The sequence below is a fragment of the Methylocella sp. CPCC 101449 genome (assembly GCF_031921685.1).
GTDB lineage: Bacteria > Pseudomonadota > Alphaproteobacteria > Rhizobiales > Beijerinckiaceae > Terripilifer.
Genome location: NZ_JAPDHU010000004.1, coordinates 307,220 through 328,028, shown reverse-complemented (window position 1 = coordinate 328,028; position 20,809 = coordinate 307,220). Strand labels below are relative to the sequence as shown.

The 20,809-nt window shown below is 61.6% G+C and carries 25 protein-coding genes; 14 read left to right on the top strand and 11 right to left on the bottom strand.

The genetic code is table 11. The annotated features are described in order from the left end of the window. Positions 1-120: 120 nt before the first annotated feature. Positions 121-1,155 carry an alpha/beta hydrolase gene (locus OIM99_RS26175; protein WP_311853467.1) on the top strand — a complete coding sequence of 345 codons (1,035 nt, stop codon included), beginning with the start codon at positions 121-123 and terminating at the stop codon, positions 1,153-1,155. Here OIM99_RS26175 and OIM99_RS26170 read toward each other — a convergent pair. From OIM99_RS26170 to OIM99_RS26155, 4 genes are read right to left on the bottom strand one after another with little or no spacing between them, the layout of a single operon-like run. Continuing rightward, positions 1,135-2,496, bottom strand: coding sequence for a HAMP domain-containing sensor histidine kinase (locus OIM99_RS26170; protein WP_311853466.1), 1,362 nt, complete (start codon positions 2,494-2,496; stop codon positions 1,135-1,137). The two genes, OIM99_RS26175 and OIM99_RS26170, sit on opposite strands and share 21 nt — an antisense overlap. After that, a complete protein-coding gene (locus OIM99_RS26165; RefSeq protein ID WP_311853465.1) occupies positions 2,493-3,158 on the bottom strand; it encodes a response regulator transcription factor in 666 nt (221 codons plus the stop codon). The genes OIM99_RS26170 and OIM99_RS26165 overlap by 4 nt, the downstream gene beginning before the upstream one ends. Positions 3,159-3,160: 2 nt before the next feature. Further along, entirely contained in the window at positions 3,161-3,478 is a 318-nt protein-coding gene (locus OIM99_RS26160) for a PepSY domain-containing protein (RefSeq protein ID WP_311853464.1), read from the bottom strand. Between the two features lie 41 nt (positions 3,479-3,519). Then, positions 3,520-3,825 carry a hypothetical protein gene (locus OIM99_RS26155; protein WP_311853463.1) on the bottom strand — a complete coding sequence of 102 codons (306 nt, stop codon included), beginning with the start codon at positions 3,823-3,825 and terminating at the stop codon, positions 3,520-3,522. 134 nt (positions 3,826-3,959) lie between these two features. Here OIM99_RS26155 and OIM99_RS26150 point away from each other — a divergent pair, with 134 nt between their 5' ends. The 3 genes from OIM99_RS26150 to OIM99_RS26140 all read left to right on the top strand — a co-directional run bounded on the left by OIM99_RS26150 (position 3,960) and on the right by OIM99_RS26140 (position 6,205). Continuing rightward, positions 3,960-4,244: a PepSY domain-containing protein gene (locus OIM99_RS26150; RefSeq protein WP_311853462.1), complete on the top strand. Its 285-nt coding sequence runs from the start codon at positions 3,960-3,962 to the stop codon at positions 4,242-4,244. A 356-nt stretch (positions 4,245-4,600) separates the two neighbouring features. Beyond that, a complete protein-coding gene (locus OIM99_RS26145; protein WP_311853461.1) occupies positions 4,601-5,107 on the top strand; it encodes a GNAT family N-acetyltransferase in 507 nt (168 codons plus the stop codon). Between the two features lie 174 nt (positions 5,108-5,281). After that, on the top strand, positions 5,282-6,205 hold the full coding sequence (locus OIM99_RS26140) for an alpha/beta fold hydrolase (RefSeq protein ID WP_409371566.1): 924 nt from the start codon (positions 5,282-5,284) through the stop codon (positions 6,203-6,205). Between the two features lie 60 nt (positions 6,206-6,265). Here OIM99_RS26140 and OIM99_RS26135 read toward each other — a convergent pair whose 3' ends face one another. From OIM99_RS26135 to OIM99_RS26120, 4 genes are all read right to left on the bottom strand, one after another. Then, positions 6,266-6,994, bottom strand: a complete 729-nt coding sequence (locus OIM99_RS26135; RefSeq protein ID WP_311853460.1) for a glutathione S-transferase family protein — start codon at positions 6,992-6,994, stop codon at positions 6,266-6,268. 88 nt (positions 6,995-7,082) lie between these two features. Then, positions 7,083-8,111, bottom strand: coding sequence for a nicotinate-nucleotide--dimethylbenzimidazole phosphoribosyltransferase (gene cobT, locus OIM99_RS26130; RefSeq protein ID WP_311853459.1), 1,029 nt, complete (start codon positions 8,109-8,111; stop codon positions 7,083-7,085). A gap of 80 nt (positions 8,112-8,191) precedes the next feature. Continuing rightward, positions 8,192-9,109 carry a LysR family transcriptional regulator gene (locus tag OIM99_RS26125; protein ID WP_311853458.1) on the bottom strand — a complete coding sequence of 306 codons (918 nt, stop codon included), beginning with the start codon at positions 9,107-9,109 and terminating at the stop codon, positions 8,192-8,194. Between the two features lie 137 nt (positions 9,110-9,246). Further along, a complete protein-coding gene (locus OIM99_RS26120) occupies positions 9,247-10,530 on the bottom strand; it encodes a Rieske 2Fe-2S domain-containing protein (protein ID WP_311853457.1) in 1,284 nt (427 codons plus the stop codon). Between the two features lie 190 nt (positions 10,531-10,720). On the opposite strand from OIM99_RS26120, the gene OIM99_RS26115 reads away from it, so the two are divergent. Genes OIM99_RS26115 through OIM99_RS26090 form a run of 6 tightly spaced genes read left to right on the top strand, consistent with a single transcriptional unit; the run spans position 10,721 to position 13,931 of the window. Beyond that, positions 10,721-11,032 carry a polyhydroxyalkanoic acid system family protein gene (locus tag OIM99_RS26115; protein WP_311853456.1) on the top strand — a complete coding sequence of 104 codons (312 nt, stop codon included), beginning with the start codon at positions 10,721-10,723 and terminating at the stop codon, positions 11,030-11,032. Positions 11,033-11,037: 5 nt separating this feature from the next. Continuing rightward, the gene (gene cobS / locus OIM99_RS26110; protein ID WP_311853455.1) at positions 11,038-11,826 is read left to right on the top strand and encodes an adenosylcobinamide-GDP ribazoletransferase; all 789 of its coding nucleotides are present in this window, start codon (positions 11,038-11,040) and stop codon (positions 11,824-11,826) included. Between the two features lie 44 nt (positions 11,827-11,870). Next, the gene (locus OIM99_RS26105) at positions 11,871-12,560 is read left to right on the top strand and encodes a TIGR02281 family clan AA aspartic protease (RefSeq protein ID WP_311853454.1); all 690 of its coding nucleotides are present in this window, start codon (positions 11,871-11,873) and stop codon (positions 12,558-12,560) included. A gap of 3 nt (positions 12,561-12,563) precedes the next feature. Next, positions 12,564-13,025, top strand: a complete 462-nt coding sequence (locus tag OIM99_RS26100) for an NUDIX domain-containing protein (RefSeq protein ID WP_311853453.1) — start codon at positions 12,564-12,566, stop codon at positions 13,023-13,025. Positions 13,026-13,035: 10 nt separating this feature from the next. After that, positions 13,036-13,473, top strand: a complete 438-nt coding sequence (locus OIM99_RS26095) for a VOC family protein (RefSeq protein ID WP_311853452.1) — start codon at positions 13,036-13,038, stop codon at positions 13,471-13,473. After that, on the top strand, positions 13,470-13,931 hold the full coding sequence (locus OIM99_RS26090) for a nucleoside deaminase (RefSeq protein WP_311853451.1): 462 nt from the start codon (positions 13,470-13,472) through the stop codon (positions 13,929-13,931). Before OIM99_RS26095 ends, OIM99_RS26090 begins: the two co-directional genes overlap by 4 nt. A gap of 7 nt (positions 13,932-13,938) precedes the next feature. Here the strand turns inward: OIM99_RS26090 and OIM99_RS26085 are convergent, their stop codons facing one another. After that, positions 13,939-14,802, bottom strand: coding sequence for a DMT family transporter (locus tag OIM99_RS26085; RefSeq protein ID WP_311853450.1), 864 nt, complete (start codon positions 14,800-14,802; stop codon positions 13,939-13,941). Positions 14,803-14,902: 100 nt separating this feature from the next. Between OIM99_RS26085 and OIM99_RS26080 the strand changes: the two genes are divergently transcribed. Both OIM99_RS26080 and OIM99_RS26075 read left to right on the top strand, forming a co-directional pair. After that, complete coding sequence (locus OIM99_RS26080; RefSeq protein ID WP_311853449.1) at positions 14,903-16,315, top strand: PLP-dependent aminotransferase family protein; 1,413 nt, start codon at positions 14,903-14,905, stop codon at positions 16,313-16,315. Next, positions 16,312-16,713, top strand: coding sequence for a DUF6157 family protein (locus OIM99_RS26075; RefSeq protein ID WP_311853448.1), 402 nt, complete (start codon positions 16,312-16,314; stop codon positions 16,711-16,713). Before OIM99_RS26080 ends, OIM99_RS26075 begins: the two co-directional genes overlap by 4 nt. Here the strand turns inward: OIM99_RS26075 and OIM99_RS26070 are convergent. Together OIM99_RS26070 and dusA are read right to left on the bottom strand one after the other, a co-directional pair. After that, positions 16,710-17,543: a sulfite exporter TauE/SafE family protein gene (locus OIM99_RS26070; RefSeq protein WP_311853447.1), complete on the bottom strand. Its 834-nt coding sequence runs from the start codon at positions 17,541-17,543 to the stop codon at positions 16,710-16,712. The genes OIM99_RS26075 and OIM99_RS26070 overlap by 4 nt on opposite strands. A gap of 140 nt (positions 17,544-17,683) precedes the next feature. After that, a complete protein-coding gene (dusA, locus tag OIM99_RS26065) occupies positions 17,684-18,679 on the bottom strand; it encodes a tRNA dihydrouridine(20/20a) synthase DusA (RefSeq protein ID WP_311853446.1) in 996 nt (331 codons plus the stop codon). 246 nt (positions 18,680-18,925) lie between these two features. Here dusA and OIM99_RS26060 point away from each other — a divergent pair, with 246 nt between their 5' ends. Next, positions 18,926-19,828, top strand: coding sequence for a VOC family protein (locus OIM99_RS26060; RefSeq protein WP_311853445.1), 903 nt, complete (start codon positions 18,926-18,928; stop codon positions 19,826-19,828). Between the two features lie 2 nt (positions 19,829-19,830). Beyond that, the gene (locus OIM99_RS26055) at positions 19,831-20,802 is read left to right on the top strand and encodes a tripartite tricarboxylate transporter substrate binding protein (protein ID WP_311853444.1); all 972 of its coding nucleotides are present in this window, start codon (positions 19,831-19,833) and stop codon (positions 20,800-20,802) included. The last annotated feature ends 7 nt before the right edge of the window (positions 20,803-20,809 follow it).

Sequence of the window (20,809 nt, the reverse complement as noted above, 5' to 3'; positions counted from 1 at the left end):
CCCGTCGCAAGAATTTTATCGCGGCGGGTATCCCGTTCCACGATCGGCTTCCCTATCTTATAACCCTTCTGATCTTGTTCGCTGCGCTGAACGCGCGAGGGGAACGCAAGGGTTGATGGGATGAATCCGTCGCGACGCGATCTGACGTTGCTGCTGACCGCCGCGCCGTGGCTTTTCACCAGCCATGTTTCGCCGGCGTTGGCACAGAGCCGACGCGGGAGCGAGGCGAGACAGCCGCAAAAGCCGGACGGCAAGGGGCGCGCGCCAACCGGCATAACGCAGATCGTCGAATTCCTGGCCTCGCCTTTTCCTTATAGCGGGCGCGCACCTGGGCGCGAGACGCCATTCCTCGATACCACGAAAGATGGGCGGCGTGGCCGCCTCGCGCCCCGCGGCGGCTTCACGCCGGATAATGCTTATACGGACAAACGCGTGTTGCTGCATCTTGGCGCCGGGTTCGACGCACAGCGGCCCGCAGCACTGATCGTCTTTCTGCATGGCCAACGCAGCCAGCTCACGCGCGATCTCCGCAATCGCCAACATATCCCCGCGCAATTCGACGCCTCCGGCTTAAACGGTGCGCTCGTCGCGCCGCAACTGGCCTTCGATGCGATCGACAGCGCCGCCGGGCGTTTCTGGGAGCCGGGTTTCTTCAACGACTTTCTCAACGAGGCTGCTTCGCGGCTCGGCGAATTGTCGAGAGATGGCGGCGCCGTGTTCCGCTCCATGCCGATCATCCTCGTCGCTTATGGCAGCGGCGCGGAAGCCGCCGCCTATGCCTTACAAATTGGCGGCGCGGCGTCCCGCATTCATGGCGTCATCCTGCTCGATGCCTGGCTCGACGAGCGCGCCCGTTTCGTCACCTGGCTGGTGACCAAGCGCAATGATGCCTTCCTGCTCAGTGCCTATGGTCCAGCGGCGCGCGCCGACAATGCAGCGCTCAGGAAAGAGCTGGCAGCCCATGGTCTCACCGGCCGCGATGGTCGCCCAAGCGTCTTGTCGCCTGGCAGTCTCTGGTTCGTCGATGCGGGCTCTGCCGATCATCGCGACTTCATGACCAAGGCGTGGACTGTCGATCCCCTGAAAGTGCTGCTCTCGCAAATTCCGGAGTTTCGGCGACAGACGCTCAATACGTCATCGCGCGGGGATCGATAAGGTCACGCGCAATCCGCCAAGCGGGGAACGGTCGAGCGTCAGCGTGCCACCGTAAGATTCAACCAGATCACGCGTGATGGCGAGACCAAAGCCTGTTCCCGGCGTCGTCTCGTCCCAACGGCGACCGCGTTCGATTTGCGCGGCCTGTTCGGCCTCCAAGCCAGGACCATCGTCCTCCACCGTGAAGACCGTGGCGCCGCCGATCATCGCAACCGTAAAGCGGATATGCCCACGCGCCCATTTGCGGGCATTGTCCAGCACATTGCCGAGCATTTCCATGAAGTCCGCTTCATCGCCGGCAAACACCGCGCCGGATGCCACCGACACGTCCCAGTCCAGCGGCCGCTCGGATGGCAGGCGACGCAAGGCGCCGGCCAGTTTTTCGACCAAGGGTGCCGCGGGCATGGTCGCCCGGCGCAAAGCACTCACGAAGCCGGCGCGGGCGCGAGCCAGCGCGCGATTGACCTGCTGTTGCATCAAACTCGTCTGTTCGTTGATGGCGCCTGACAGTTCGGTACGGCCCTCGCCTTGCGCCTGACGCGACAGCGCATCAAGAACGGCGAGCGGTGTCTTCAAGCCATGGGCAAGATCGCTGGCGCGCGCCCGCGCCTTCTCCGCCGCCGCATCCTGGAAGGCGATCAAGCGATTGAGATCATCCACCACCGGCTGCACTTCAGTGGGAAAAGCGCCCGGCAGGGCGCGCGCTTTGCCAAGATGGATCTGCTGTAAGCCTCGCGCGAGCCCCTGCAGCGGACGCAGCGCCAGGCGCAGGAACAGCCACATGGCGAGCGATAAACACAGGCCCAGCGCCACCAGCGACGGCACGAGCAGATTGCGGAACGAGCGCTGCGCCGAGGCCAGGTCGCTACGGTCGAGCGCCGCCGTCACCTGAACAGGGGTTTCGGCTTCACCATCGCGATCGCCTTTCGATACCGCGATGGTTTGCGTTACGGCAATCAAGCGGCTGCCATTCGGCCCACTCAGATCGATCGTTCGCCTTTCGCCGGGCGAGGCATCCGAGGGTACCGCCAATTCGAAATCCCACAGCGAACGGGAGCGCAGATGGCTGCCCGTCGCTGGCGCCACTTGCCAATAGACACCGCTATAGGGTTCGGAGAAACGCGGATCGGGCAAAGCCAGATTGCCGATCGGCGCGCCATTTTGATCGAGGGTGACTTGTCCTGCCAGAATCCTGACGATCTGCGACAGTTCGCTTTCCGCTCGCCGATCGAGTTCGCGATCGAAAATGGTTGCAAGTCCCAGCCCGGCCAAAGTCAGAGCCAGAACGATCAAGGCGGCCGCGAGAGCCGCCAGGCGCACGACGAGCGAACGGCTTTTCATGGCCCATCCGCGGCAATGCAATAGCCATAGCCGCGCCGCGTCTCGATCACCGGCGCACCGAGCTTGCGGCGCAGCCGCGCGACGAGTGCTTCCACCGCATTGGTATCGCGGTCGCTATCGCCGGAATGAATATGATCGAGCAGTTCGGTCTGCGAAACCGCGCGGCCACGATGCAAAACGAGATAGGACAACAATCGATATTCCAGCGCCGACAGCGCCACGGCCTTGCCGTCAACGCTGACGCTTTGCGCGCGCGTATCGATTTCCAGAGGGCCGACACTGACGAGCGACGAGGCATGGCCGGCGGCACGGCGGGTGATGGCGCGCAGGCGCGCGAGCAGTTCCTCGATGCGAAAGGGCTTGGTCAGATAATCGTCGGCGCCGGCATCGATGCCTTCGACCTTTTCGCGCCACCCGTCCCGTGCGGTTAAAATCAAAACCGGCGTCGTCACCGCCGCCGCACGCAATCGCTTCAGCACCGACAGGCCATCGAGACGTGGCAGACCAAGATCAAGAACGATCGCATCGTAATTTTCGGTTTCGCCACGAAACCACGCGTCTTCGCCGTCGCGCGCGACTTCGGCGACATATCCGGCGGCCGTCAGACCGTCGCTGATATCCTTGGCAATGCGCGGTTCGTCTTCCACCACCAATATGCGCACGGTCAATCGCTCTTGTCGCTTTTGATAACTTCGAGCGTCTGCGCGTTGATCTCGATCTCACGCCGACGCCCCTTCGGGGTCAGGATCTTGATCTCATAGACCCACACGCCGTCTTCTCGATCAAGCTCGATCTTGATGACTTCGCCCGGCAGATGCTGCCGTGCCACCGCCAGCACTTCCGACAGCGGGCGGATTTCGCCCTGCTTGCGGGCATCGAGCGCGCAATTCTGCCCGCCGTCACAGTCCGAGCCCTGCACGTGCTGCACGGCCAGAAGGCTTGCTGCGACAATCAGACCGGCCGTCAGAAACTTAAGACCCATCGGGGGACCCGCTTCGAAACCAAAATTGCATCATGACCCCATCATGCGCTTTTTCCGGGCGCATGGAAGATCGGCTTGGGGGCCGCAAACTGCGACGATATGGCCGTCCCGACAGGAACGTTCATCCGCGCGGATTTGACTTTAACCGTATAGGCCGGCGGCACACGGCCGCCAAACGCCGCACTCCGACCCCTCTCTTGGCTCGCTTCGTCTTCCTCGTCCTGCGAGGTCGAGAGACCGGCGACCAAGGCCGCGAGCAGCAGGAAGACGACGAAGCCCTCCAAGCTCAGCGACATACCGGCGAGAATGGGCGCAGCCAGGAAGAGAATGACGATCGCCGCTTGCATGAAAGAACTCCATGGTCGAAAACAACTGTGCGCCAACAACCATATCGTGCCTGACAGTTCGCTGACGGTCCCTGTCAGCCTTCCAGCGGGTGGGCCGTGCAAAATCCCTCCCGCAACACGAAAGGAATATTCATATGCGCTCTATCGCCCTGATGATTTTGCCGGTTGTTCTCGTGAGCCAAGGCGCGCTCGCCGACAGCCCGTCTTGCGCGGCCGCCGCAAGCGGCAAGATGACGACGCTCGAGGCCGCGACACAGCAGGCGGAGACGCTCGGTTATGCGGTGAACAAAGCCAAACGCAGCAAGGGCTGCTGGAAGATCGAAGGCTTCGACCGTAACGGCGCCGAAATCGAGATCACCTTCGATCCCGGCTCCGGCGAAGTGGTCAAGCCGCGAGACTGGCACGCGCCGGCGCGCTGAGAACGACATAGAATCAGTAGATGATATTCGGATGCCCGACGTCTCAACGTCGGGCTTTTCTTTCGCAACAGTTCAATGACAAAGCGGCCATCGCATTGTTATATCTCGTCGCGACAGACATCTGCCAGATCATCCATTTTAGAAGACTTCTCAGATTGCGCTGCACAATCGTAGCCCGTTAAACTTCTGAGCAACAAGACAGCATTGCCGTCTTGAACACCTGCATAAATATCTCCATATGGGGGTCGCACTTCCGCCGCACGAACCGTGTGGAAGGGGCTCGGGAGGTTCTGGCATATCGCCCATGCGCGACGCCAACCACCACAGATTGATGTGTCAGAAGGTGCAGGGAAGCGATGGAAATCAGACTGGCCCAAGTCGAGGACGCGGCTGCCATCCTCGCCCTGCAGAAACTCGCCTATCAGAACACGGCCCGGCTCTATGACGGCCCTGTCATTTCGCCGATGACCCAGACGCTGGAAAACCTGGCCGCTGATTTCGAGCGCACCATTTTCCTTAAAATGCAGACGCCGCAACAACAGATCGTCGGCTCGGTCAGAGGCTTCCAGGTTGGATCGACGGTTTTCGTCGAACGTCTCATCGTCGATCCCAATTATCAGCGCCGTGGCATCGCCAGCGCACTGGTGCAACAGTTCGAAGCGCATTTCACCGATGCGCAACGCTTCGAGCTTTATGCCGGCGAGAAGAATGAACAGGCCGTGCGGCTGTGCCAGAAACTCGGCTATCGCGAATTGAAGCGCGAGCGCATGAACAACCGCCGCACGCTCATCTTCATGGAAAAGCTGGTCGGTGCCTTCGCCTATCCGCCGGCCGAACCGGCGAAAATGCGTTCCTTCTCTTAGCCGCTTCCGCTCTCAACTTCCTGATTTGACGCATTCGTCGCCTTGCGATGATTTCGGCTTGAGCCTGAACGCTCGAAGCCGCATGCACCGGCCGTGGTGAGGTGCTAGCCTCCGCAATCCAGCGGGGCTGGCAGCGGCGATCATGCGATCGCTGCCCCGTTGACGGGGGCGATCATGTTCAAAGCTTTCATCGGCATGTTTGCGCTGGGCGCAATCGTCGGGTCTGCGTTACCGGCCGGGGCGCAGGTGCCACCCTTCCCGTCTTCGTTTCGCATTCAAACGATAGAAACCAATGGTGCCAAACTGCATGTCCGCGTGGGCGGCAAAGGGCCGACGGTCGTGCTTTTGCATGGCTACGGCGAAACAGGCGACATGTGGGCGCCCTTGGCGGCGGATCTCGTCCGCGATCATACGGTCATTGTACCGGATCTGCGGGGCCTCGGCCTTTCGTCAAAGCCGGCTGGTGGTTTCGACAAGAAGACCCAGGCCGGCGACGTCTCCGGCGTGCTTGACGCTCTCAAGATCGAGCGCGCCGATCTGGTGACCCACGACATCGGCAACATGGTCGGCTTTGCCTTTGCGGCCCTCAATCCGACACGGGTCAATCGCTTCGTCCTCATCGACGCGCCGGTGCCTGGCGTCGGCCCGTGGGAGGAGATTCTCAAGAATCCCCTGCTCTGGCACTTCCGTTTCGGCGGCCCGGACATGGAGCGTCTGGTCGCTGGACGCGAACGCATCTACCTCGACCGCTTCTGGAACGAATTCTCCGCCAACCCGAAGAATTTCACCGAAGCGTCGCGCCAGCACTATGCCAAGCTCTACGCCTTGCCGGGCGCCATGCATTCCGGCTTCGCGCAATTCGCGGCCTTCGATCAAGACGCGATCGACAACCGTGCCTTCCTCGCCAAGGGCAAGCTCGCCATGCCAGTCCTTGCGCTCGGCGGCGAAAAGTCGTTCGGTCTCATGATGGCCACCGTGATGCGCGACGGCGCCAGCAATGTGAGCGAAGGCATCGTACCTGCCTCTGGCCACTGGATCATGGAAGAAAACCCCAAGGCGACCGTCACGCTTGTGCGAGAGTTTCTCGACAAAAAGTAAAGCTTCTTGTCACGATATCTCGCGACATCACGTGCCCCCTCCCTGTAAGGAGGCCGTGTTTCAGCAGCTCGGGCCGAGAACGCGCGATCCGGGCATGTAGGCCACGTCGAAATTCGGCCGCAGCCTGATCCGGTCGTACCAATCGGTGACCTTGGGCAGATCACTCCACATGGACGAGAGGCCCAGATCCTCCATGCGCACGATGGTCGGCGTGATGCTGACATCCGCCAGCGTATAGTCATCGCCGTTGAGCCAGGGGCCAAGCGTCAACGAACGCTCCATGCGCTCGAGCGTCTGGCGCAATTTCTCCAAAGCCTCGGCGATATCCTGTTCGCTAAAGCCGGTACGGCCCATCTTCTTGTAAAAATGCTTCCGCAGCGGCAGCCGATCAGCATAGGCCTCGAACTGCTCGTCGGTCATCTTGGCCCAGATCGGCACGAAATAGGCATTGAACGACGGCGGCCGGATCGCCGGGGTCGGCACTTCGTCGATATACTGGCGCCACGCGCGCATGCGTGCGCAGGCCTTGGCATCCTTCGGGCGAACGGAGATCTGCGGATAGACGTCTTCCAGATATTCGTTGATGACGGAACTATCGATGATCGGGTCGCCGCCATCGATCAAGGTCGGCACGACGCCATTGGGATTGAGCTTGAGATAGTCTCGCTTCACATGATCGCCGTTGGCGAAGACGATCGTGTGCCCCTTCCATGGCAGGTTCTTTTCCGCCAGGACCAGCCGCACCTTCTGACTGCACGTGGAAATAGGCGCATGATAAAGCTCGAGCACCGCGACGTCCTCCCATGTTGGTGAGACATAGTGAGGCCGCCGTATGCAGCTTTGTCAATCCGCTGCTTTTTGCGCTTCGGCGGAAGCTCTAATTCGGCTTCGACGCCACTTTCGCCTGTTCGAACGTCGCCATGTCGTTGTGGCAGGCGAGCGCCGCTTTGACGACCGCCACGGCCAGCGCCGCACCACTGCCTTCGCCCAGGCGCATGCCAAGATCGAGCAGAGGTTTCTTGCCGAGCCGGCGCAGCACTTCGGCATGAGCGCCTTCGGCCGACACGTGGCCAGCGATACAATGATCGATCGAAGAAGGATCGAGCGCATGCAGGATGGCGGCGGCGGCCGTCACCACATAACCGTCGAGGATCACCGGAATGCGTTCCATGCGGGCCGCGATGATGGCGCCCGCCAAGGCGCAGATTTCGCGACCACCCAAGCGGCGCATCACCTCCAGCGGATCGCTCAGATGCGCCTTATGCAGCGCCACGGCGCGCTCGACGGCGCTGACCTTCCGGGCGAAGCCGGCATCGTCGACGCCGGTGCCGCGACCAACCCAGTCCTGCGCGCTGCCGCCATAGAGCGCATAGTAGATCGCCGCCGCGATGGTCGTATTGGCGATTCCCATTTCGCCTAGGCACAGAAGATCGGTGCCCCCGGCAATCGCCTCCATGCCGAAAGCGAACGTCGCCGCGGCCGCCTTTTCATCGAGCGCCGGCTCTTGCGTGATGTCGGCCGTCGGCAGATCGAGCGCCAGATCGAAAACCTTGAGGCCGATGTCGAAGGTCGCGCAGATCTGGTTGATCGCCGCGCCGCCGGCGGCGAACGTGTCGAGCATCTGCCGCGTCACCGCCTGCGGATAAGCCGAGACGCCCTGGGCCGCGACACCATGATTGCCGGCAAAGACCGCCACCAGCGGGCGCAGGACCGCCGGCTGCGAGCGGCCCTGCCAAGCGGCCAGCCATTCGACGATGTCCTCCATACGCCCCAGCGCACCGGCCGGTTTCACCAGTTCCCGGTCCCGTGCCCGCACCAGATCGACGCATTCCTCGGCGGCCGGGGGCAATTGCGCCATCAGCGCGCGAATATCATCGAAAGGCAAAGCGGTGGGACTGAAGGTCATGGGAATACTGAGGTTGGAGACAGAACGTGCCGCACGGTGTAGCGGGCGCGCCGGCAATTGCAAAGAGGCTTGGCCGTGCTTCAGGTTCCGAAGGTATTGCCTTGAAATAACAGGACCATCGTCTCGCGAATCCAGATCGACCGCAAATTGCTGGCAAAACGCCGATGCCAAAATTGCTTGACCGGGATCAGGGGCGTCGGCATGGGCGGATCCAGCATTTTGAGCCTGTAGGAGACCAGCCGCAGCCCCATGACGCGCGGCACGGTGACGATCAAATCGGAAGAAGCCAGCATGAAAGGCACGCTGAGGAAGTGCGGAACCTGCACCGCCATGTGCCGCTTCAGGCCCAGTTTCTTCAAATTGTTCTCGAATATCTCCTGGCTGCGGCCTTCATGCGTGACGACGATATGATCGCAGTTCAGAAACTGCTCGAGCGACAATGAATCGCCAATCTGCGAATGATCATCGCCGACCAGGCAGACGAAGCCCTGTTCGAACAAGAGCTGCTGGTAAATGGTCGATTGGGTTATGTCGGGAAAATAGCCGACGGCGATATCGATCTTGGCCTCTCCCAAGGCTTCCTCTAATTCGGCCGGCTTTACGACAACTGAACGGATCGGCATGTGTGGCGCGACGATTTTCAGTTTGGCGATCAAATTCGGCAGCAGAATCATCTCGCCGACATCGGATGTCGCTATGATGAGCGGACGCGTCTCGAAAGACGGATCGAATTCCCCCTGCCCTATGATCTCCTCGTTCAGAACATTGAGAATCTGCTTGATGGCCGGCGCGATGCTCAGCAACCGCGGCGTCGGTAGAAACCCCGCGCCTGACTTGACGATCAGATCGTCCTTGAGCAGCGCCCGCAACTTGGCGAGCGAGGCACTGACTGTCGGCTGACTGATCTTCAGATTTTTTGCCACGCGCGATTGATTGGGATCCTGCACCAACGCGTCGAGCAGCAGCAGCAAATTGAGGTCGAGCCCCCTGAAATCCATCGGCCGCCTCCCGCATCGACCACGTGTTCGGCATCCACGCTCACGCGGTGCCAGTCATGATCTCATCGTCGGCCGGTTCTCGCAACAGCGCTGGCGGCTTCGCCCTGACCCGCGCATTCGCCGGAGCCGCTGCATCGTCACACCGCCGGCAACGGCCGATCGGCGCGCATTACCGCCTCCTCGAAGACCTCAAGCCAATTCTTGTCGGTGGACGAGTTTGCGAAGCCGCCCCAGGCCCGGCGATAGGCATCCGGATTTTGCGCGCTTGGCGGCACCTTGCCCTGCTCCATCAGCTCCTTCGCAGCACGCAGCAGACATCGGCGCGTGCGCACGACCATGATATCGCTGGGCGCCAAATGCTCGCGGTCGCGATCGACGATCGGCCCCATGCTTTCGCTGATGGCCATGTCCTGAATCTCGACCCCTTCGATACCGCTGTAACTGAGGTGCTTTTGCACCTCGCGATCGATCAGATAATCGTTGTCGATGTTTTGCTTCAATCGCCAACGGCCGTACCAATCGGTGGTGTTGGGCAGATAATCATAGAGGAAAGAAATTCCTGGCCCGCCGCCGAGAAGTGTCTTCTTGGCCGGATTGTCGATCGCCGACAGCGTATGCGCCTTACTGGTGATGGAGAAAAACATCGTATGCGTATCGTCCATCGGCACGAAAGCGCGTAGCGCCGGTTCCTGACCGAGCGGAACGGGCGGAGGCTGCGTGAAGAACGGCAAATTGAATTGCCCGAAGCGCCAATTGCGATCACCATTCGGAGCATCACGATAAGCGGCATACATCACGCCGCATTCCGTATCGGTGACATGATATTCCGGCGCGCGATTGGCAACAGCAGGATCATCCCCCTCCACCTTGCCGCCGTGCAAAAAGCCCAGATGAGAGGTGTCGATATCGCCCTCAAGCGCCTGCAGATAGTTGCATGGCCGCAGCGCGCACCAGACGCTGACATCGTTTGCATCAAGACCAAGCGCCGGCGCTTTTGGCAGATCGGGCGGATCCTTGCTATCGCCCATATAGGCCCAGACGATGCCAAGATGTTCTCTTGTCGGATAGGCCTTGATGCGCACCTTCTCCCGATAGGAGGAATCATCAGGCAGATTTGGCGCGTCGAGACATCTGCCGTTGGTATCGAACTTCCAGCCGTGATAGACGCAGCGTATGCCGTTTTCCTCGTTGCGCCCGAAGAAAAGCGACGCGCAGCGATGGGCGCATTGATGTTCGACGATCCCAACGTTTCCGGAGGTATCGCGAAAGGCCAGCAGGTCTTCGCCCAGAAGCCGCAGGCGAATGGGGGGACCATCAGCAATCGCCTCGCTGGAGAGGAGCGCAGGTACCCAGTATTGCCGCATGAGCCGGCCCATAGGCGTGCCGGGCCCCACCCGGGTGAGTGTTTCTCCGTTGGTCACGCGATCCTCCCTGTCGATTGCAGCCGTGGATCGCAGGTGTAGCGGGCGGAAATTTCGTCCAGAATAGAAAAGATCTAATTGTCGCTATTAGGAATTTTGACTATCCGCTGCGCGAAGTCGGCCAGGCCTGTAAAAGGCCGCGCCAAATCTGCTATGAAATTCAATCGCAAACGGCCCTAGAAAGCTTCCCATGTCCCGCAATATCACGCTGTCCTTTCCCCATGGCATGAGCGCCCTGGAGGCCCAGCAGAAGGCCGATGCCGGCATCCGCAAGGTTTTCACACAATATCAGGACAAACTCTCCAGCCACGATATCCGCTGGACCGGCTCGCACGCGGATATTTCGGTCGGCGCATTGGGGCAGAGCCTCAACGGCACGCTCGATATCGACGCGACCAATGCGGTGGTCACTGTCGCTCTGCCATGGCTGCTCGCGCCCTTGGCCGACAAGATCGAAGGCTTCCTGAAAAATCAGGGTCAGATTTTGCTGGAGAAGAAATAACGGGCATGGCGGCACTCCTTTCCGACCTGCTCTCTTGCCTGCGGTTTTATTCGCGCCTGCCGGTGCCAGTGTTGACCTTTGAAACATCGCCGCATGCGATGCCTGATGTTTCGCGCATGGCGCGCGTGTTGCCCTTAGCGGGCCTCATCATCGCGCTGCCCGCCGCCGTGGTGGTGATGATAGCTCATGGCCTCGGGCTGCCGGCTGTGATCGTCGCTGGTCTCGCGCTGGTGGCCCTGGTGATGACGACGGGCGCGTTTCACGAAGACGGGCTTGCCGATACGGCGGACGGCTTTGGCGGCGGCGCGGAACGCGCGCGCAAGCTCGAGATCATGAAGGACAGCCGCATCGGCACCTATGGCGGCGTGGCCTTGATCCTGTCGCTGGGCCTGCGCTGGGCCGCCTTGGCGATCCTCATCGAGCGTAGCAGTTTTGGGGCCGCCGGTTTGTTGATCGCCGCCGCCGCCCTCTCGCGCCCTCTCGGCCTGATGCCGCTGTTCGCTTTGCCGCCGGCACGAACGGATGGCGCGGCCAGCGCCGCCGGCCGGCCGACGACCGACGCCTTCGTCACCGCACTGGGCGGTGGCGCGGCGGTGGCCCTGCTCTTCGGTGTTCCGCAAGCCGGCCTGCATGTGGTGCTGGTAGCAAGTGTAGTGGCGGCGGCCGGCGCGCTCGCCGTCACCACACTGTCGCGGGCGCAGATCGGCGGCCAGACCGGCGATGTCGCGGGCGCGGCCCAGCAATTGGCCGAAATTGGATTTCTACTGGCTTTTCTGACACAAAATCCTGTCTAAAACCGATTATTCTCGCGGTTTTCATCTTAAACATTTGGTTCGATATGAAATTCGTACTGATTGTCATTGCCGTCGCCATCGCTTTCGCCGTCGGCGGCACCATGATCGATGCAAAAATATTCGGCCTATCGCCCGGTGCTTTCGCCGCCGTGCTGGCCTTCAGCCTCGTCGCCCTCGCCAATGTCGGCTGGTATCTCAGCGAGCATCGCGGCCGGCTCTCCACCACGGTGCTGCAGGCGCTGGCCTGGGTGGCGATCTTCGGCATCGTCATCACCGGCTATACGTTCCGGCAGGAATTCGCCGGCGTCTCCTCACGGGTGATGGACGGATTGGTGCCGGGCCGCACGCCGAAAGCCGGGGCGGATGAGGCCATCGCGGTGCGCCGCCGCGACGGCCATTTCGGCTTCGACGCCATTGCCGACGGCACCAAGGTAACGATGATGTTCGACACAGGGGCGTCCAGCGTGGTGCTGACATCGGAGGATGCGCAGCGCATGGGCGTCGATTTGTCAGGGCTGAATTACACGGTGCGCGTTTCGACCGCCAATGGCACCGCGATGGCGGCGCCCTATTATCTCGAAGCCCTGACGGTGGGAAACATCACGGTGCGCCGCGTGCGCGCGCTCGTTGCACGGCCGGGCGCCTTGAGTGAAAGCCTGCTCGGCCAATCCTTTCTCGACAGGCTGGCGGGCTTCAATGTCGAGAAAGACAGGCTTGTGCTGCGGGGCATATGAGCCATGACGCTCTGGCGACCACCATCGGCTATTCGCGTCAAAGTGCTCGGTCTCGTGTGGCGCGACAAGCGGCTGCTCGCCGCGGAAGTGGAAACCGACACCGGGCTCGTCAAGGGCGTACGCCCGCTCGGCGGCTCCATTGAATATGGCGAAAGCCGCGAACAGGCTTTGCATCGCGAATTCAGGGAAGAACTCGGCACGGCCATCACCATTCACGGCCCCTGGCATGTGTTCGAGAATATTTACACGCACGAAGGCGCGCTCGGACACGAAATTGTTTTCGCCGCCGATGTCGCGCTGGCTGACCAGGCACTTTATCAGCAAGACGAAATCGTCTTTGCCGAAGACAATGGCCTGACTTGGAAGGCGAGATGGGTCAACCTTAACGAACTCAAAGCGTCCGGGCTGGCGCTTTATCCGGAGGGTTTGGCCGATTATCTTGTCGCCTTGTCGCGAACGAATTGAGGAGAGGGATTTGGCCGGCCATCAGGATCAAGCCGCAAAAACCTTCATTGCCAGCGCCGAACCGCAATTATTCGTCGCCGACATCAAAACCTCCTGCGATTTCTTCGTTGAAAAGCTCGGCTTCGCGGTGGCCTTTACCTATGGCACGCCACCCTTTTATGCGCAGGTCAAGCGCGACGGAGCGGCAGTAAACCTGCGTCACGTCGACGAGCCAGTGATCGACGTAGCACTGCGCCAGCGCGAGCAACTGCTTTCCGTATCTTTCACCGTGGCGGCGGCGGCTGCCGACATCGAAGCGCTGTGCGCTGAATTTCAATCCAACAGCGCGACTTTCTTTCAGCCGTTAAAAACGCAACCGTGGGGTACGCGGGATTTCATCGTCCAGGATCCAGATGGCAATCTGCTGCTCTTCGCCGCCCCCCTTTCTGCAACAGCGAGCACCCCATGACCAAGCGCTTTCTCGATGAAGCCATCGCGCTCGCCCGCGAGAACGTCCGCCAGGGCGGACGCCCCTTCGGCGCCGTGGTGGTGAAAGACGGCGAGATCGTCGCGCGCGCCGTCAATCGCCTGCTTGCCGACAATGATCCCACCGCCCATGCCGAACTTCTGGCGCTACGCGCCGCCGGCAAAGCGCTGGGAACGCCGCGCCTTGAGGGCTGCGCGGTCTATGCCAGCGGCCAGCCTTGCCCAATGTGTCTCGCCGCCATGCGCATGTCGGGCATTCGCGATGTCACCTTTGCCTATTCCAACGCCCAGGCCGAGCCTTTCGGCCTGTCGACGGCGGCGATCGCCGTCGAACTGATGAAGCCGCTCGATCAGCAGAGTGGATTGTCGATCAAGCACAGCCCGCCGGATGAGGCCGAAGAGGATCAGCTTTATCGGCTCTGGCAGAAACAATCCGGCTGACCGGCCCCTATCGCGCGAATTTTCTCGCACCGGCCACGCAGGCGACCACGGCGATCGTGACCAGCAGCATCCACGGGCTCACCGCCTCATGCAGCAGGGTTGCCGCCAGCGCCAGACCGAAGAAGGGTTGCAGCAATTGCAACTGGCCGACAGCGGCGATGCCGCCGAGCGCCAGGCCGCGATACCAGAAGATGAAGCCGATGAGCATGCTGAACAGCGACACATAAGCCAGGCCCAACCACGCCGGTTCGCTCACATGGGTGAAGGAGCTCGGCCAAGTGAATGCCGCGAGCGCCAACATGATCGGCAACGACAGAACCAGCGCCCAGGAGATGACCTGCCAGCCGCCGAGCTTGCGCGACAGGCGCGCGCCCTCCGCATAGCCGAGGCCGCAGACGACGATGGCCGCCAGCATCAGCGCATCGCCCAACGGTGACGCCGTCACCCCTTGCGCCAGCGCAAAGCCCGCGACGAAAGCACTGCCGAGGCCGGAGAACAGCCAGAAGGCAAGACGCGGACGTTCGCCGCCCCGCCACACGCCGAAAATCGCCGTCGCCAACGGCAGCAATCCGACGAAGACGATGGAATGGGCCGACGTGACGTGACGCAGCGCCAGAGCCGTGAGCAGCGGAAAGCCGACGACGACGCCGAGAGAGACGATGAACAGCGACAGCAGATCGCCGCGCTCGGGCCGCTTCTCACGGAAAATCAGCAGGAGGCCAAGCGCCAGCACGCCCGCCAGAGCGGCACGGGCGACGGTGAGGAAGACCGGATCGAAATCAGCCACGGCCACCCGCGTTGCCGGCAGGGAACCGCTGAAAATCAGCACACCAAGAAAACCGTTGATCCAGGCCGTCGCCGTCTTGTCCATTGCACACCTCGTCGAGCCTCTATCGGCGCGACGGGCTGGAACAACCAGGGACAATACAGTACAATCTATCTGAACTGTTATGGTCTTTGATACAGTACAGATGGACACATCAGTCGATATAGCGCGCGACGGCGCCGGCACGCGGATATCAGCCGTGATGCAGGCGATCGCGCAGCGGATCGCCGTGCGCAGCCTGACCCCTGGCGCGCGCCTGCCCTCGGTGCGCGCTTTCGCCAAGACCATGGGCGTGTCGATCTCGACGGTGGTCGAGGCTTATGAACGCCTGGCGGCGGAAGGGGCCATCCGCTCGCGCCCAGGATCCGGTTTCTATGTTGCCGCGCCCCTGGCACCGCTGTCCTTGGCCGAACTTGGCCCGAAGCTCGACCGCGAAATCGACCCGCTGTGGATTTCGCGCCAGTCGCTCGATGCGGGCGATGACATCCTCAAGCCCGGCTGTGGCTGGCTGCCGCCCGCGTGGATGCCGGAAGAGGCGATCCGGCGCGCCTTGCGCAGCCTGTCGCGCGCGCCGCACGCGGCGCTGACCGACTATGGCGTGCCCCTTGGCCTGCCGCCGCTGCGCCAGCTTCTCGCGCGCCGTATGAGCGAACATGGCATCGTCGTCTCACCCGATCAGATCATGCTCGCCGATTCCGGTACGCAGGCGATCGATCTTCTCTGCCGCTTTCTGATCGAGCCCGGCGATACGGTTTTGATCGACGACCCCTGCTATTTCAATTTTCATGCGCTGCTGCGGGCCCATCGCGCCAAGATCGTCAGCGTGCCCTATCGGCCCGATGGCCCCGATATCGATCTGTTCGCGCAAGCGCTGACGACCCATCGCCCCCGCCTCTACATCACCAATTCGGCCGTTCACAATCCGACCGGCGCGACGCTCTCGCCCGTGATCGCGCATCGGCTGCTGACCTTGGCCGATCAGGCGAGTTTGACCATTATCGAAGACGATATTTTCGCTGATTTCGAACAGACGCCGGCGCCCCGGCTCGCCGCCTTCGACGGTTTGAACAAGGTCATCCATATCGGCAGTTTCTCGAAGACGCTGTCGGCCTCGGTACGCTGCGGCTTCATCGCCGCGCGGCCCGACTGGATCGAGGGGCTGGTGGATCTGAAGATCGCCACCAGTTTCGGCGCCGGACGGCTCGCCTCCGAACTGGTGCTGGCTTTGCTCACCGACGGCAGCTACCGCAAACATGTGGACGGCCTGCGCACCCGCCTGGCCGCGGCCCGCGCCGAGACGGCGGCGCGGCTTAAACCCCTCGGCGTCACCCCCTGGCTACTGCCACAAGCTGGCATGTTTCTGTGGTGTATGTTGCCGGAAGGCGTCGATGCCGCGGAGGTCACGCGCATGTGTCTGCGGGACAATATCGTGCTGGCACCGGGCAATGCGTTCAGCCTGTCGCAAACCGCGCATCGCTTTCTGCGCTTCAACGTGGCGCAATCGAGCGATCCACGCCTCTATCGTTCCCTCGCCGCCGCTGTGAGACAGAAGTCATGAAGTCCACCAATTATGTGAACACCTTCATCCTCGCTTCATCTGACAGCACGGCCAAACACGGCATCGTGCCGGAGAAAGCGGGCACCATCGCCGCGATCCAGCATCGCCTGATGCACGACAAGCCCTATGGCCTGACCAGCGACGATGTGCTGTTTCTCACCCACGCGGAGCGCGCGCAAATTCCACGATCGGAATGGAAACAGGCGCGCCTCGAATTTTTCTCGAAACCGAAAGCCTGCCTGCGCTGCTCGCCGCTGGTCAAACAATTCGGCTGGGGCCTGCATCATGACGACAAGGGCCGCGTCGCGCTCTATGGCGTGGAAACACCGGCCTATCGCCAATTCACCAAGAAACCTGATGTGAAAACCGTCAACGGCATGCGCAGCAGCCGCGTCTAACCCGTCACCATACTGACGACGAAGCGCGCCGACACGGTCAAAAGAAACAGACCGAACGCAACTTCGAGCGTGCGCTTCGACATGGCATGCGCCAGCTTCACGCCGAGCGGCGCCGTCAAAACGCTGATCGGCGCCAACAAAAGAATGCCGAGAAACGAGACATAGCCGATCGAAAACGGCGGCAGACCTGTCTTGTCGTAGCCGGCGATGGCATAGCCGATGGCACCCGGGACGGCGATCAGCACGCCCATGCCGGCGGATGTCGAGATCGCCTGATGGATCGGCCGGTTGTAGAGCGTCATGAACATCGAGGAGATCTGTCCGCCGCCAATGCCCATCAGCGCCGACAACACGCCGGTGACGAAACCGTAAACCCGCATCAGGATGCCCTTGGGAAAGTCATTGCCGAGGCGGAAGGGAAAACCGCTGAGCAGACGGATGGCCGACAAGCCCGCGACCACGATGAAGACGATCTTGAAGACGTTTGAAGGCACCCAACGCGCGGCGAGTGCGCCAAGGATCGTGCCGATCACCACCGGCACGGCCCAGACGCGCAGGACCGACATATCCACCTGGCCGCGTGCCTTATGACTGCGGAAGGAGACGATGGACGTCGGCACGATGATGGCGAGCGACGTACCGATCGTCAGCGGCATGCGTATATCATCGCCGACGCCGAGAATGCGGAAGATTTCATAAAGCACCGGCACGATGACCGCTCCGCCGCCGACGCCGAACACACCCGCCAGAAGCCCCGTAATCGCGCCTGCGGCAATCATTCCCGCCGCCATCAAAGCAAAATCGTGCAGCGGCATTCCCAAAATCGTCATTCCTGGACCTCGGTTTTATTTTTGCGCTTGTTTTCAGGCCCGCTTGCCAGTCGACGGGTCAATGCGCGCGACCTTTGCGGCATTGCGGCAACGGGCGCAAGGCCAAGCATCGCTTCGTGATGCACATTTATCGGGCGAAGTCAGGCAGCGTCTTGCGCGGAATCGTCGCGGTTCACATGCGCGGCGGCCGCCCGCAGCACATCAAGGCCAGCGCCACGCTTGACCGCCTCGGTCGCCAGATGACGGCGGAAGGCACGCGCGCCTGGCATGCCGGCGAAGAGACCGAGCATGTGACGGGTGATGTCCGACAGACGAGCGCCTTTGGCCAGTTCATCAGCGATATAGGGCTCCATCAAAGCCACCGCTTCGAAGGCATCGGCAACGGGCGCGGCTTCATCGAACAGCTCCGGATCGACCTCAAGCAGCATGCCGGGGTTATGATAGGCTTCGCGGCCGACCATCGCGCCATCGACTTCTTCGAGCTGCGCCTTGATGACGTCCATGCTGCGCAGACCGCCGTTGATGGCGATCGGCATCCCCGGAAAGTCGCGCTTCAAAGCATGCACGAGGGGATAATCGAGCGGTGGGATGTCGCGATTTTCCTTCGGCGAAAGGCCCTTCAGCCAGGCCTTGCGCGCATGGACGACCAGCGCATCGACACCAGCGGCGCGCAGCTTCTGCGCCATCGTCCACAAAGCCTCGCGCGGCTCCTGATCATCGACACCGATCCGGCATTTGACCGTGACGGGGATGTTCACGGCCGCCTTCATCGCCACCACGGATGCGGCAACGAGATCGGGCTCGCGCATCAGGCAGGCGCCAAAGGCGCCGTTCTGCACGCGATCGGACGGGCAGCCGCAATTGAGATTGATCTCGTCATAGCCGAAATCTTCGCCGATGCGCGCGCACTGCGCCAAAGCCTCGGGCTCGCTGCCGCCGAGCTGCAAGGCCACCGGATGTTCGGCCTGATGATAGCCAAGCAAGCGCTCGCGCGGCCCGAACAGGATCGCGCCGGTGGTCACCATTTCCGTATAGAGCAGCGCGCGGCGCGACAGCAGACGGTGGAGGAACCGGCAATGCCGGTCCGACCAGTCCATCATCGGGGCGACGGAAAATTTCCACTTGGATTGAGACACTTACACTTCTCTATCGATTTCGCTTCATATACGCCAATCCGGCAGCGTTTAGAAAGCCCCCTGCACATCGGGCAAAGAATGCCCATCAATCAAGCAGTTGCATGCTTTTGCAGCCACCGTGGCCATCGCGATAGCGGCCGTAACGGACCAGGCGAGCTGCCGGCTATACGCCATAGCAATAAATCTAGCACCTACACCTATAAGTCAGCATCGCCTTCGCGTTGCGTCTCCAATCGCGAAAGTGCGATGAATATTTTCAAAGAGGAGACGCTGGGAACGATGCAGCAGGTGGATTTCGACCACATCAATCATGTCGGCATGGCCGTGCGCGATCTAGCTTTGGCCACCGCCACTTTCGAAGCGATGGGCTTTCAACTGACGCCTTATTCGCCGCAGTCGGCGGCCTGGAAGCCCGGCGATACGGTGAAGCCCCTGGCTTCCGGCAATCGCTGCATCATGTTCGCTGACAATTATCTCGAAGTTCTGGGCAGCGAGAATCCGAAACAGCAGGCGCCACGCATCGCCAATTTCCTGGCTCGCCATCAAGGCGCGCATATCATCTGTTTCAACTCGGAAAACCCGCATGCCGTCGACCAGCGACTGCATGCCAGCCAGATCGAGACATCCGGCGTCATCCCATTGCAACGGGACATCGACACACCGGACGGCGTCAAAACCGCGAAGTTCGAGCGCGTGCAATTCGCGCCGAATGACTCGCCGGAAGGTTACATCCAGTCTGCGCGTCATCTGACACCGGAATACATCTATCAGCCGCGCTACATCGTTCATCCAAACGGCTGCACGAAACTCGTCGATACCATCGTCGTCGTCGACGATCTCGATCGCTTCAGCGATCGCTATACCCGCTATATCGGCGCACCGCTCGTACGAGAGGGCCGTGTCGCCCGTTTCGACTTCGCACTCGGATCGCGCTTGACCCTGGTGCATTGGCGCGATGCCGCGGCACTGTTGCCCGGCACGCTCTTTGCTCCAGTGCCCTGTATCGCGGCCGTCAGCTTTCGCGCGCCAGACCTGCGCGCCGTGCGCGAGCGACTGCTGGCCAAGGGTTTCACGCCCGCTGAAGTTGGCGAACGTCTCGTCGTGCCCGCCGAACAGGCGAGCGGCGTCGCCGTTGTTTTTGAGGTTTGATCATGATGCTGTCTCGCCGTTTCCTGTTGCCGCTCGCCGCCCTTCTCCTGTCGCCGACGCTGACCATGGCGCAGGACTTTCCCAAGCAAATGGTCCGCATGATCGTGCCTTATCCGGCCGGCGGCGGTGTCGATGGCCTTGCGCGCGCGGTGGCCGACAGTCTGGGCCGGAAATGGGGTCAGTCGGTCATCATCGACAATCGGCCCGGTGCCAGCACGATGATCGGCGGCGAATATGTGGCGCGTGCGCCAGCCGATGGCACGACCCTGCTGTTCACCAGCGATTCCTCGATCACCAGCAACCCATTCCTGTTCCGCAAGATGTCGTTTGATCCGATCAAGGATCTGGCGCCGATCACGCAATTGGCCGATCTGCACCAGATGGTGCTGGTGCATCCTTCCGTTCAAGCCAACACGCTGCAAGAACTGGTGGCGCTCGCCAAAGCGAAACCTGGCGCGTTGAATTATGCCTCCTATGGCAATGGCAGCCAGCCGCATCTGCTGTTCGAGGCGCTGAAAAAGCAGGCTGACATTCAGATCGTCCAAGTGCCGTTCCGGGGCATCGCGCCGGCCCTGCAGGCGGTGATCGCCGGCGACGTACAGATGACGCTTGGCGGCCCGGCGGCGCTTGGCATGCTTGAAGCCAAGCAACTCAAGGCTCTGGCAATCGGGCGCAAGCAGCGCCTGCCCGCCCTCCCCGACGTGCCGACATTGGCGGAGGCGGGTTATCCGGAAGTCGATCCGCTGTCGTGGTTCGGCCTGTTCGCACCGGCTGGCACGCCTCCTGCGATCATCGACACGATTCAAAAGGACGTCGCTGCCACCCTCGCCGATCCGGACTTCAACAAACGTTTCGTGGCGGGATTGGGCTTTACCGGCGTCGCCAGCACGCCGCAGGCTTTCGCGCAGTTCATCAAGGATGACCTGGCGATCAAAGAGCGTTTGATCGCGACGTCGGGCGCGACGGTCGAATGAGCTTTCT